Below are 12,698 nucleotides of genomic sequence, written 5' to 3'. Positions count from 1 at the left end.
ACCTAAAAAAAGAAAAGGTTTTCCCAAAACAGCCTTCCTCTCTTTTCCTATCCGCGGTCTTAATACATCATTCGAGCACCAATTAAGCACTAACCGCCACCACTCATCGCTAGGCCATCTCTCCTACCTAAAAAAAAGAAAGGCTCTTCAGCCCTTCCTTTCTACGCGTTATTCTTAATTGTCTCTAACGTCGTTTTGTCCGTCGCTCTCACAAGCTTCGTAATTAATTCCTTCGCTGCCGCATAATCATCAACATGTAAAATAGAAGCATGTGTATGAATGTAGCGTGCACAAACACCAATTACTGCTGATGGGATACCAGAGTTACTTGTATGTACACGGCCCGCATCTGTACCACCTTGTGAAATAAAGTATTGGTACGGAATGTTATGTGTTTCTGCTGTATCCAAAATAAATTCGCGCATTCCTCTATGTGTTACCATTGTGCGGTCATAAATACGAAGAAGCGCTCCTTTTCCTAATTGACCGAACTGCGTCTTATCACCAGATGCATCATTTGCTGGACTTGCATCAAGCGCATAGAAAATATCTGGTTGAATCATATTTGCAGCAGTTTGTGCTCCGCGAAGACCTACTTCTTCTTGTACAGTCGCACCAGAGTATAATGTGTTTGGTAATGTTTCATCTTTTAATTCTTTTAGCAATTCGATAGCAAGACCACACCCATAGCGGTTGTCCCAAGCTTTCGCCATAATTTTCTTCTCATTTGCCATCGGCGTGAATGGACAGATTGGCACGATTTGTTGCCCTGGCTTTATGCCAATTTCAATCGCATCTTCATAACTATCTGCACCTATATCAATTAACATATTTTTTATATCCATCGGTTTTGCACGTTGCGCATCACTTAATAAATGAGGCGGAATAGAACCAACAACCCCAATAACAGGACCATTCTTCGTCATAACTTGTACACGCTGAGCTAATAGTACTTGGCTCCACCAGCCACCTAACGTTTGAAAACGAAGCATCCCATTTTTCGTAATTTGCGTAACCATGAAACCTACTTCATCCATATGACCTGCTACAAGAACGCGCGGGCCAGTTTCGTCCCCTTTTTTCAGGCCAAATACGCTACCTAAACCGTCTTGCACAATTTCATCAGCATATTTGCTTAATTCTTGCTTCATAAAACGGCGCACATCATGTTCAAAACCTGATGCACCTTGTAATTCTGTTAACGTACGAAATAATTGTAATGTCTCTTTATTCACGAAGTCCCCTTCTTTCAAACCTTAGTAGAATACCTCTTTTATTGTAACGAAATTTTCGAAATGTTTCTAGTTTCTTCTTTTTTAGTTGCATTTGCATTATAATTATTATTGGTACACTATTTTTATTTTACAGAATTGAGGTGAATATATGAGCTGGAAAGGTTTAGTCACAGGTCTTGGCGTTGGGTTTGCAGCTGGTTATTTCGTTGCAAACAAAGTACAAGAACAATCCCATATTTCTTCAGAAAAAGCATTGAAAATGGTGAAACAAGCATTAAGTCATAAAGGTGAAATTACTGGCTCTTGGGTACATATGGTTCCAGAGACATTTGAAAAATATGATGTCGCGTACGAAGTTTATCGCGGCGGTCTTACAACGATGTTAGATGAAATACAAGAACGATTTGAATTTTTAGTTGATGCTAAAACAGGCACTGTCTTAGAAGTTATAGCAGCATAAAAAAAGCTAGTAATTACTAGCTTTTTTAAGCTTCTACAATCGTTTTTCTCTCTATCTTTTCCACTATATGCCCTTCTTCATTCCACTTTACTGCACGGTAATATGCATCATGATAAAAAGTAAACCACGCCTCTTTTTCAGCACCATACTTCATCCACTTTTGTTTATGTTCAATCGATGTCATCGGATAATCATCGTATGCCATTACCCATAATACATTTTGATGTGCATGCGTCGGTAAAATATCCGCTAAATGAAGCATCGTTTCACCTTGACTTTCAAGAATGACAACGGCATGTCCATCACTATGACCACCTGTATGCGCCATTTTTATTTCATCCGTAATTTCTATTTCTTGCCTGAACGTAACAATCTTATCAACGATTGGCTCCCAATTTTCCTTCCAATATGTATTACGCGATCTAACATTGGGATTTTTCATTTCATTCCATTCAGTCTCACTTACATAAATCGTTGCGTTCGGAAACGCCGGAACAAGGTGGTTTCCCTCCCATTTTGTTAAACCAGATGCATGGTCAAAATGAAGATGTGTCATTAAGACGTAATGAATATCTTCAGGTTTTAATCCCAGTTTTTCTAACGATTCATAAACCGATGATTCTTCTGTTACACCTTGATTCCGCTTCATTTTCTCATTCAATTTACCGTTCCCTATCCCTGCATCAATAAGCATGTTTCCTTCTTTCGTTTGCAAGAGTAACGGATCTGTTCGTAAATAAATATGATTTGTATCATTATGTTTATATTTGCGTGACCAAAGTACTTTTGGCACAACTCCAAACATCGCGCCTCCATCTAAATGTGTATTCCCACCTTTTAGCCACGTCACTTTTATATTTCCAATTTGTAACTGTTCCATATCCAATCCCCCTTTTTTTATTTAATTTTAACATAATATTCCGATTATTTTTCATATAAAAAACCTATGCATTACTGCATAGGCTCCGTACGATATTTTGCTTCAACTCGGTAAATACGATGACCTTTACTAGAGAATTTCTCTTCGTATTCTGTCATAATGTTTCCTTCATAATCACTATTATGAAGATCTAGGCTAAGGTAAGTTAATAACATACCATACTCAGCCATACTCATAAGAGAATATTCAAATAAGCTTTGGTTATCAGTTTTGAAATGAATTTCTCCACCATCTACTAACACTTCTTCATAATTGCGTAAAAATGCTTTATACGTTAAACGACGCTTCGTATGACGATTCTTCGGCCATGGATCTGAGAAGTTTAAATAAACGCGGTCAATTTCACCTTTCGCAAAGAAAACTGTTAAATCTTCAGCATCTTTATTAATTAACTTTAAGTTCGGTACTTCTTCTTCAATTAATTTATCAAGTGCATCTACAACAACACTTGTGAATTTTTCAATTCCAATATAGTTTATATGCGGATTTGCTTTTGCCATATCATACATAAAGCGGCCACGTCCTGTACCTACTTCAATATGAATTGGCTGTTCATTTCCAAATATTTCTTTCCAGTTACCAGCGCTCTCCTCTGGTTTTCCAATTACGATATGTGAATACTCATTAATTCGATCCATTGCATAAGGCTTATGTCTTAAACGCATAGATGTCTCCCTCTCTTTACAAAACTATTTTAAAGGAAAAATTCCTTCTTTCTGTTTTAATCAATCTATCAAACAAAAAACCAAGTACGTACGAGCACTCGGTCCGTTTCTTTCAAGTATAAGATGTACCATTTTGATAAAAACTACATAAAGCATTAAACATTCCATGACGAAACAGCTTTTTCTCTTACATTTCTAGGGAGAGAAAAACACTCGAAAGGATGATCCGTTCATGCCAATTAATCAACAGCATCAATTAGAAGTGTTAAAAGATATTTTAATCAATCATCAAAGTGATTGCTGCGGGACAGTTTCTGAATGCGAGCAATTAGAGCGCCTCATTCAATCGTTACTCGCAAACGATAGTATAAGTAGTGACACTAAAGCAATGCTAAACGATGTATATTCTTATAGTCAATCGGGTAAATCTTCCTCTAATTTGGACAACCATATTTCCAATAATCAAGAACAACTTACTCAGTGGATTGCTGGAATGGACAATTTTTCTTAAGTATTATTCTGAAGCAAGTAGTTGCTGTAAATATTGATGCCAATATTTCGCTTCTGCTTGCTGCTTTTTTGTTGTGTGCCATTGAATAGATAAAATCGTTTGTGCTATCACATACCATCTCATACGCCTAAGCAACGATTCATCTAGTTCAACCTCATAATATCCGAGCCACTCACTCCATTCATGGCGCGGAACATACCAATATAATAACATACCAATATCCAGAGCTGGATCAGCAATAACAGCTCCATCCCAATCAATTAAAAACAATTCATCTTCATCCGACAATATCCAATTGTTATGGTTTACATCACAATGGCATACAACGAATTCATTGTACTCAATATCTTTTAATGACTCAGTTAAATATTGAAGACCTTGCTGAATTGTTTCATCAACCCTTATATCTCCTCTTAAAACGAGCTGTAATTGTTGTAATAACTCTTGCCCATGAAGCGGCTGCTTCCCTAGCCTTTGAATCATCTGCACAAGTGCTTTAGAGGAGTGTATTTTCTTCAAAAGTTTCGCAACACGTTCTAGTTTCATATCCTCTGGCTCTAACTTCTGTCCCGGAAGCCATTTTTGAGCAGAAATTACATCACCGTTCGTTACCCTTCTTGTCCAAAGTAATTTTGGAACAATTCCTTCTGCTGACAATACCGCTAAAAAGGGCGATGTATTCCGCTTTAAAAATAACTTTTGTTGTCCGTTTTGCGCAATATATGCATCGCCCGTTACTCCACCAGCCGGTATAAGACTCCACTCTTTTCCTAATAATTGTTCCAACCATTCCATATTCATTACCCGTTAACAAATCCTTATCTTTTATAGTTATGAAAAGAAAAACCGCAACATTTCTACACATGTTGTGGATTCATATATTTTACTGTATTTGAATGAAAAAACTTGGCATAAGCCGAAAACAGGATAAATCACCTGTTCTTCTAGTTTATTTTACAAAATCACTCATAGAATGACAACTTATCAAAATCGTCACCTTTGTCAATTCTACATTTATTACATTCTCATCGTCAAGTAGCGATTTGTCACATTATCGTCAATATATACGTGCTAATTGGAGCCAATTGAAGTTCCTTTCCTCTAAATGAAGAAATTGGCTCTATTTTTGCTTGCTTTTCGTTTACTAACACATGCCACGTTTCTTCTTTTGGAAGCTGCACCGTTTTAGCTTCCAAACCGCTATTGAATAGCACAACAATCTCTTTCCACGGCCCAAATAATTCTACATGTTGCAGGTGGTATGCAAGTGCTTCTTTTGATGTTTGCAAAAAAGTCATATGCTTTTTTATAAGGTCAGCGCTTTTGAATCGGAATGCCCCATGCTCCTTCCGAATCGCAATTAAACCTTTTATATAGTTAACTGTCTCCATCTCTTTTTCTTTTTGATCCCAATCTAATTGATTAATTTCATCATTTGCATTATAACTATTTTCATTTCCTTGCTTCGTACGATAAAACTCTTGCCCCGCATGTAAGAAAGGAATACCTTGTGAAAGAATAACCATTGCAGTTGCTAAGCGATGACGCCTTTTCAAAATTTCTTCTGATTCTGGATTACTTTGCACTAGTTTATCCCACATCGTCATATTGTCATGACATTCTACATAGTTAATGCTTTGTACTGGCTCTAGGAACAATCCTGTTTCTTTCATACTTAAAAGGCTACCAGCTACTATATACTGCAAATGATTACAGTCTACATGCCCACCAAATGCAAAGCCACGTTTATTTATATTAAAAGTACTTCCTTTTACTCCATCACGAAATTGATCATTAAACTGTGCGATACATGGCATTTTATTCGCATTATTTAACGTCGCTTTCTCTTCAAGAGGAAGCGGTGTTTGTAAATCCCATCCTTCACCTAATAACAGCGCATCCTGCTTTATTTTTCGCACTTCTTTTTCTAACGCATTCATCGTTTCAACATCTGAAATCCCCATTAAATCAAATCGGAATCCATCAACATTGTATTCAGTAAGCCAATATAAAACAGATTCTATAATAAATTTCCTCATCATTTTCCGTTCAGATGCTATATCATTTCCAACTCCCGTCCCATTAGAAGGCATACCATCTTCCCCATGACGAAAATAATATCCCGGGACAAGCTTCTCAAATGATGATAATTCTCTTTCATAAACATGATTATATACAACATCTATAATCACTCGAATGCCGTGATCATGAAATGTTTCAATTAGTTGTTTACACTCTACTATCCTGTTATACGGATCAGAAAGGTTTGTAACATAAAATCCTGTTGGTATATTGTAATATAATGGATTATATCCCCAATTATATGCGGAAGCAGGATTCACTTCATCTATACCACCAAAACAATGTAAAGGTAATAGTTCAACATGTGTAACGCCTAAATCTTTTATATGAGACAATCCTGTTAATGTCCCATTTCTTCCCGTTGTCTCTTCTTCCATCAATCCTTTATATGTTCCCTTTTTATTCACTCCACTGTTTGGATGAATAGTAGCGTCACGAATATGCAGTTCATACAATATGGCATCTGTCATTGACTGTAATGGTGATAATTCCTCTCGTTTTGTTACATTCGTCTTTTCCAAATCGATAACAACGCCGTATTTCCCATTTACAGTCACTGACTTTGCGTAAGGATCAACCGCTTCGTTCCATATTAAATTAATACAAACAAGGAATGTATATCTTGCTCCATCATGATCACCTTGTAATGTATGAATCCACACTCCGTTTTCTTCTCTGTACATTTCATAATCAATATATTCTTTATCACTTTTATAAATCCGTACTTTCGCAAGCCTTGCGGTCGGAGCCCATACTTTAAATATTGTTTCTTCTTTTTTATACACAGCACCTAAGTCGGTACCTTCGTAATAATATTTTTCATCGAAAACTACTGTTCGAATCACAGCGCCTATTTGTAAATCTGTTTCTTCATTCCGTTCATCCCGTACTGTATAATACTTCCCCACATCTAGCGGCTCTTCTATAAAACATTCATACTTCGTTGCATCTGGAAGAGCAATAGTATGAACAATCGGTAACTCTTTCACATTGCTTCCTTCTTGTAAACGAAATGTCCGGCTTGTTCCATACGCATGCGGGAGCAAAATTGTAATTTTATTCATTTCATCTAAATAGGCATCAAATGGACGTTTTACTTTCAACATAAAAAATCACCATCATTCTTAAAGTTAAAATGAAACGAGCTGCACATGATAAGGCTTTTCTTATCAGCGAAGCTCTATACAGTAACATATTATTCCCTATAGTATATTCACCTGTATAAAAAACGTTTTCACACATTCTATTTTTGTAATTTTATTTCGGCAACTAGTCTATACTTTGGCGTTTCCTTAACGTGAGATTCATACAAAGTAATCGTATCTGCTCGAAATGATGTTACGGGTAAATCTTTTACATTTGTCAGATCAAATACTTTTTCTCCTACCCATTTACGAGCAACAGTAATATGTGGATGATAAGGACGTGTCTCTAGAGAAAAACCATTTTCTTCACAAATTGTATGCACTTGTTTTTGCAACTGAACCAAATCATTATTCTCACTTACCTTGGCCCAAAAAATACGCGGCTCTTCTTCTAGGCCAAACGTTGAAAATTCTTGTAACGTGAACGATAGTTCTTTTGTTTCTGTAAGTATTTGTAATCCATTCTTTATTCCTTCTAATTGTTCCTCTGTCGCACTTCCTAAAAATGAAAGTGTAATATGATAGTCTTCTTCATGTACCCACGAGCGAAATGGTAATTCATCCTTCATTTCCTCTTTATAATTAGAGAGCACTTCTTTTATATGACGTGGTAAAGTTACTGCGACAAAATAATGCGGCACCATCTACATCGTCTCCTTTATGTTATTGTTGCTTTTCTTGCTTATCTCATTCAGCTAAAAAGAAGGAAACCATCCAAAAAGTCTAACCTTTGAATAGATTTATTTTCTTTTTAGTTAAGATCGCGATAATAAATGAAATTATATCGACGTTTCGACAAGAAATATCGACTTAACAACAAAATACAACAATAAAAGCAACCTATTCCTAACAGAAAACCGTCCCAAAAAACCTTTTGGGACGGCCTCTCATTATTTCGCTAATTCATGAATTGCTTGCGCATAAATCGCTGTTGCTTTTAATAAATCTTCAATTTCAATGTACTCGTCTTTTTGATGCGCAAGTTCTTCTTTTCCTGGGAATAGCGGGCCAAATGCAACGCCAGCTTTCAATGAACGAGCATAAGTACCACCGCCAATTGCTAACAATTCAGCTTTTTCACCAGTTTGTTCTTCATATACGCGTTGCAAAGTACGAATTAACGTATGATCTTTGTCAACGTGATGCGGGCGAGAGTTAGAATAATCCGCTACTTCAAATCCATGAGTACCAACATATTCTTTTAACTTTGCAATCGTTTCTTCAAAGTTAGTCGTAACTGGATAGCGTACATTTAATCCTAAATTACCACCGTTTTCTTGCGAGTAAGACAGGCGACCAACATTCACTGTTAACGGGCCGCTAATATCGTCTTTATAAGAAATACCAGCTTTTTCTCCAATAATATCACCTGTAAATGTTTCTGTTACAAACGATGCAAATGAAGCCCCTTTTCCATCAAGAGAAACTTTCGTTAAGCAGTTTGCCAATAATAAACCTGCATTTTCTCCCTTTTCTGGAGTAGATCCGTGAGCTGAAATCCCTTTGATTTGCAACGTCACCGTATTTCCTTCTACAATTGCTTTACCTATTTTTTTAGCAGTTTGTAAATACTCTTCATATGCTACTGTAAGTGCATTTACATTTTCTCCTGTAATAACTGCTTCTGCAAAATCAGGAACCATATTTAAACGACGACCTGACTCAAATGAAAGAAGCTTAAATGTGCCTTCTTTCTCTTCGCTACCATTTTGCACAACTTGTATGTCAGAAATTCCTTTTTCCGCATTAATAATTGGAAAATCTGCATCCGGCGCAAAACCGATTGTTGGCATTTCTTCATTTTTAAAATAATGATCTACACACTTCCAATTACTTTCCTCATCTGTTCCTAAAATCATACGAACACGTTTTGAAAGAGGTAAGCCTAATTCTTTAACGATTTTCATCGCATAATAAGCTGCCATCGTCGGCCCTTTATCATCAATTGCACCGCGTGCAAAAATCTTCCCGTCGCGAATATCCGCACTATACGCTGGAGTTGTCCAGCCATCTCCTTCTGGTACAACATCAACGTGACAAAGAATACCTACTAACTCTTCTCCTTGTCCCATTTCAAGATGACCTGCATATCCTTCTAAATTTTTAGAAGTGAAACCTTCTGCTTCTCCTTTATGTAACATGAAAGATAAGGCTTTTTCTACACCTTCACCAAATGGCGCGCCCTCTTTCGCAGATTCTTCTTCCCATACACTTTTAATTTGCAAAAATTGTTGTGTATCAAGAATTAAATCATCTTTTCGTTTTGTAACTTCTTCTGTCCAATTAATCGTTGACATCACGCATCCATCCTTCACTATATTGTCTCTTTCATCATAGCAAACGAAAATCTCTTATGCCATACATGAAAACCTAATAACGAACAATTTTAATATTTCAGATATTTCTTATTAGTTTTTCTTTTATTTTCTCAAAAAAATTTGCAGGAATTTGGCGTTTTACGTAGAAATTTATGAGTTAGTTGACTGACCAAATATACAATGTCAACTACCAATATTTTTCTATATGAATCTTTGTTAAACTTTTGTAAAATTTAAGTAGATTAAAGCATGAATTTTATCATGTAGAGTACAATGGTAGTAACGACCTTCTTTCCTGAATGGGGTCAAAAAAACTGGTAGAGGAGTGGTTTTCTCTTGAAACCTACAACTACTCGTATGCTAACACGCATTAAATCAATTTATATGTACATCAATGAAAACGGTACGGTAACAACGAAAGACCTTGTAGATGAGTTCGGGATCACACCGCGAACGATACAACGTGATCTAAATGTGTTGCAGTTTAATGAACTCGTGTATAGCCCTTGCCGCGGCAAGTGGACAACGACAGGAAAGAAAGTGAGAATGACCTCATAACAAAAAATAATTGTATGTAAATAAATACATACCCCTTTCTAACTCATTAGAAAGGGGTCTTTTCTATGCTCTGAAATTGGCGTTACTTTTCGTTATCTACTTGATACGTCTTTAATATTTCTACTTCTTCATCTGTTAATTCACGATATTGCCCAAGTTCTAACTCTTCATCTAACACTAAAGGTCCCATCTCTGTTCTCTTTAAATACACTACTTTTTTCCCTACCGCTTCAAACATACGCTTCACTTGATGGAATTTTCCTTCTGTAATAACAAGCTCAATTTCGGAAATATCATCACTTTTTAAAATTGTAAGTTCGCCTGGCTTCGTTTCATAGCCATCTTCTAAAATAACACCTTTAGCGAATTCTATTACATCCTCTTCCGTTACAACGCCTGAAATGTGTGCATAATATTTTTTCGGCACATGCTTTTTCGGAGATAATAGTTGATGCGTTAACTTCCCGTCATTTGTGATCAATAAGAAACCTTCTGTATCAATATCAAGTCTTCCAACAGGGAATGGATCAAAAATCGCATCTTCTAATTCTAATAAATCTATTACCGTTTCGTGGTTATCATCTTCTGTCGCTGAAATAACACCTTGTGGTTTATGCATCATTAAATAAACAAACTCTTTATATTCCACAACTTCACCGTGAATCATAACCTCTTGCTCTTCTATATTCACATGAAACTTCGCATCTTTCACTGGCGTTCCATCAATTTTCACAACGCCGTCTTTCAGTAATTTCTTTACTTCTTTTCTACTTCCGTGTCCCATATTCGCTAATAATTTATCTAATCTCATGTTCTTCACCTTCTTTATTTATCATAGAAAAGGGGACGTATTTACGCCCCTTTTGATTTCAACTTTATTTTGAATCTACTACCAAGTTTACGCTGGATTTTCTCTAAAGCTTCTCCGCCAAATACTCTTTCTAGTACTCCTGTGCGAATCGCTAACAATCCGTAAACAAGACCACCAATACCTGCACAAATCGCAACTGTAATAAGAGCACCAATACGGCCATCAGGCGAAATCATGAAGGATAGAAGCCATTGTGATAGTTTTACAGCAATAACCATTACAAGTGTTAATACTGCAATTTGGAATGTTCTCTTATATACAACACCAAATGAATAGTGTGCGTGTTTTTTGATTTGTCTATTCGTATACCATACGGAAGCTAAGAAACCGACTGCAGTAGCTAAAATGGCCCCAACTGTACCGAAATAACGAATAAAGATTACGTTACATACAAATTTCAAAATAACACCCATCACAAGCGCAATAACTGCATGTTTCTGCTTGTTAATCCCTTGCAAGATAGCTGCTGTTACTGTGAATAAAGCGAATAACAATGCAACTGGTGCATACCACATTAATACTTGTCCACCTAGTGGATCTGAATCGTAGAAAGCAGTGTAAATTGGATATGCAAGTGTAGAAATACCGATAACTGCTGGCAATGTTAAAAACATATTCGCCTGGAATGTTTGTGTAATTTGTAATTTTAAATAACGGTATTGCTTTTCAGTAAACGATTTTGTAATCGCTGGTACGAGCGTTAAACTAAACGCTGTTGCAAGTGATACCGGAATCATAATTAATTTATGCGTCCACATCGTGAAAATACCAAGTGCTCGCTCTGCGATATCCCCTTGACCAATCGCCTGCATAATAGAGTTAAATGTCAATGTATCAATTTGTTGATATAAAGGAATTGTTAACCCAATTACGACGTAAGGAATTGCATATGCAAACAACTCTTTAAACAATTGAGCGGTACTCACCGTTGATTCTGGTACAGTTTGCTCAATTAAATATTGATCCAAATATTTTTTACGTTTTAACCAGTACCAAATTAATACGCCAAGTGCTCCAACTGCTGAAACGAATGCAGCGAATGTAGCAACACCAACTGCCGTTGCTACTGTACCGCCAAGTACTTTAATAACGATGAAACTACCCGCTAATAAAAAGACGATACGAATAATTTGCTCAATAATTTGTGAAACCGTAGTCGGTCCCATCGATTGGTGGCCTTGGAAATAACCACGAATCAAACTTGCTGCCGGCACAACAATAAGCGCAAAACTTACGAGGCGAATAATCGTCGTAACTTCTTCTATCTTATTTTGTAAACTTTGTTTACCAAGCATTGCTTCTGCAAATAATGGTGCGGTCATGTACAGTACTAAGAAGGAAAGAACTCCTGTTACTATCATCATAACCATTCCCGAGCGGAACATTCTCCGACTCGTTTTATAATCTCCAAGTGCATTATATTTGGAAACAAACTTCGAAACAGCAAGCGGCACCCCTGCCGTTGCGATACTTAAAAATATCGTATATGGAATGTATCCATATGTATAGAGCGTTCCGCCTTCTGTGCCTACTAATGCATGAAACGGAAAGACGTAAATCATGCCTAAGAACTTTACTAAAAATGTCCCTAACGTCACAATAAGCGTTCCGCGCAGAAATTTTGAATCGGACATACAAAAATCCTCCTACATCTACATAAAGTGAAACTTTAATTAGTGGGGATTTTGTTCATCCCCACTGATTATTAGTTGAACCAATCGGGCTTTTACGGGCAGTTTATCTTCCACCTTACTTCCTGGCTCTAGCCGAATTTTGAGGTGGGAGTTTTACTGCCCGTTAATGCGGGATAAAGTGAAACTATAATTAGCGGGAGACTCTCCTCCTACTAACCATTCGAGCATTTACAGGCCGCTTTAACTCCCTCTTTACTTCTCCTAAATCTTAAGGTAGTA

12 protein-coding genes are annotated in these 12,698 nt (G+C 36.7%); 3 read left to right on the top strand and 9 right to left on the bottom strand.

The features are described 5' to 3' along the window. Positions 1-161: 161 nt before the first annotated feature. Entirely contained in the window at positions 162-1,235 is a 1,074-nt protein-coding gene (locus JTF23_RS12360) for a M42 family metallopeptidase (protein WP_002123132.1), read from the bottom strand. Positions 1,236-1,383: 148 nt separating this feature from the next. On the opposite strand from JTF23_RS12360, the gene JTF23_RS12355 reads away from it, so the two are divergent. Then, entirely contained in the window at positions 1,384-1,695 is a 312-nt protein-coding gene (locus tag JTF23_RS12355; RefSeq protein ID WP_002112333.1) for a PepSY domain-containing protein, read from the top strand. Between the two features lie 25 nt (positions 1,696-1,720). On the opposite strand, the gene JTF23_RS12350 is transcribed toward JTF23_RS12355, so the two are convergent. Together JTF23_RS12350 and trmB are read right to left on the bottom strand one after the other, a co-directional pair. After that, the gene (locus JTF23_RS12350) at positions 1,721-2,575 is read right to left on the bottom strand and encodes a YtnP family quorum-quenching lactonase (RefSeq protein ID WP_204208864.1); all 855 of its coding nucleotides are present in this window, start codon (positions 2,573-2,575) and stop codon (positions 1,721-1,723) included. A 71-nt stretch (positions 2,576-2,646) separates the two neighbouring features. Further along, positions 2,647-3,300 (bottom strand): tRNA (guanosine(46)-N7)-methyltransferase TrmB, encoded by a 654-nt coding sequence (gene trmB / locus JTF23_RS12345; RefSeq protein WP_078173969.1) that lies wholly within the window; start codon positions 3,298-3,300, stop codon positions 2,647-2,649. Positions 3,301-3,532: 232 nt separating this feature from the next. Here trmB and JTF23_RS12340 point away from each other — a divergent pair, with 232 nt between their 5' ends. Next, entirely contained in the window at positions 3,533-3,811 is a 279-nt protein-coding gene (locus JTF23_RS12340; protein ID WP_002160191.1) for a YtzH-like family protein, read from the top strand. A gap of 3 nt (positions 3,812-3,814) precedes the next feature. On the opposite strand, the gene JTF23_RS12335 is transcribed toward JTF23_RS12340, so the two are convergent. From JTF23_RS12335 to pepV, 4 genes are all read right to left on the bottom strand, one after another. Next, entirely contained in the window at positions 3,815-4,612 is a 798-nt protein-coding gene (locus tag JTF23_RS12335; RefSeq protein WP_002160190.1) for a phosphotransferase family protein, read from the bottom strand. A 245-nt stretch (positions 4,613-4,857) separates the two neighbouring features. Then, positions 4,858-6,999, bottom strand: a complete 2,142-nt coding sequence (gene pulA / locus JTF23_RS12330) for a type I pullulanase (protein WP_252188010.1) — start codon at positions 6,997-6,999, stop codon at positions 4,858-4,860. A 137-nt stretch (positions 7,000-7,136) separates the two neighbouring features. Continuing rightward, the gene (gene thpR, locus JTF23_RS12325; protein ID WP_204208863.1) at positions 7,137-7,682 is read right to left on the bottom strand and encodes an RNA 2',3'-cyclic phosphodiesterase; all 546 of its coding nucleotides are present in this window, start codon (positions 7,680-7,682) and stop codon (positions 7,137-7,139) included. Between the two features lie 246 nt (positions 7,683-7,928). Next, positions 7,929-9,335 (bottom strand): dipeptidase PepV, encoded by a 1,407-nt coding sequence (pepV, locus tag JTF23_RS12320; RefSeq protein WP_204208862.1) that lies wholly within the window; start codon positions 9,333-9,335, stop codon positions 7,929-7,931. Positions 9,336-9,692: 357 nt separating this feature from the next. On the opposite strand from pepV, the gene JTF23_RS12315 reads away from it, so the two are divergent. After that, a complete protein-coding gene (locus tag JTF23_RS12315; RefSeq protein WP_000805512.1) occupies positions 9,693-9,914 on the top strand; it encodes a DeoR family transcriptional regulator in 222 nt (73 codons plus the stop codon). Positions 9,915-9,996: 82 nt separating this feature from the next. Here the strand turns inward: JTF23_RS12315 and JTF23_RS12310 are convergent, their stop codons facing one another. Together JTF23_RS12310 and JTF23_RS12305 are read right to left on the bottom strand one after the other, a co-directional pair. Further along, a complete protein-coding gene (locus JTF23_RS12310) occupies positions 9,997-10,725 on the bottom strand; it encodes a pseudouridine synthase (RefSeq protein WP_002160186.1) in 729 nt (242 codons plus the stop codon). 41 nt (positions 10,726-10,766) lie between these two features. Continuing rightward, the gene (locus JTF23_RS12305; protein ID WP_002112344.1) at positions 10,767-12,419 is read right to left on the bottom strand and encodes a putative polysaccharide biosynthesis protein; all 1,653 of its coding nucleotides are present in this window, start codon (positions 12,417-12,419) and stop codon (positions 10,767-10,769) included. Positions 12,420-12,698: the final 279 nt, after the last annotated feature.

This window comes from Bacillus sp. RIT 809, assembly GCF_016892495.1.
Lineage (GTDB): Bacteria > Bacillota > Bacilli > Bacillales > Bacillaceae_G > Bacillus_A > Bacillus_A cereus_U.
The sequence above is the reverse complement of the archived record's forward strand: the minus strand, read 5'-3'. Positions and strand labels throughout refer to the sequence as shown.

Excerpts from the sequence above, each read along its gene's own strand:
- pepV (WP_204208862.1), bottom strand. The coding sequence starts at position 9,335 with ATGTCAACGATTAATTGGACAGAAGAAGTTACAAAACGAAAAGATGAT.
- JTF23_RS12335 (WP_002160190.1), bottom strand. The coding sequence starts at position 4,612 with ATGAATATGGAATGGTTGGAACAATTATTAGGAAAAGAGTGGAGTCTT.
- trmB (WP_078173969.1), bottom strand. The coding sequence starts at position 3,300 with ATGCGTTTAAGACATAAGCCTTATGCAATGGATCGAATTAATGAGTAT.
- JTF23_RS12305 (WP_002112344.1), bottom strand. The coding sequence starts at position 12,419 with ATGTCCGATTCAAAATTTCTGCGCGGAACGCTTATTGTGACGTTAGGG.
- JTF23_RS12350 (WP_204208864.1), bottom strand. The coding sequence starts at position 2,575 with ATGGAACAGTTACAAATTGGAAATATAAAAGTGACGTGGCTAAAAGGT.
- pulA (WP_252188010.1), bottom strand. The coding sequence starts at position 6,999 with ATGTTGAAAGTAAAACGTCCATTTGATGCCTATTTAGATGAAATGAAT.
- JTF23_RS12310 (WP_002160186.1), bottom strand. The coding sequence starts at position 10,725 with ATGAGATTAGATAAATTATTAGCGAATATGGGACACGGAAGTAGAAAA.
- thpR (WP_204208863.1), bottom strand. The coding sequence starts at position 7,682 with ATGGTGCCGCATTATTTTGTCGCAGTAACTTTACCACGTCATATAAAA.
- JTF23_RS12355 (WP_002112333.1), top strand. The coding sequence starts at position 1,384 with ATGAGCTGGAAAGGTTTAGTCACAGGTCTTGGCGTTGGGTTTGCAGCT.
- JTF23_RS12340 (WP_002160191.1), top strand. The coding sequence starts at position 3,533 with ATGCCAATTAATCAACAGCATCAATTAGAAGTGTTAAAAGATATTTTA.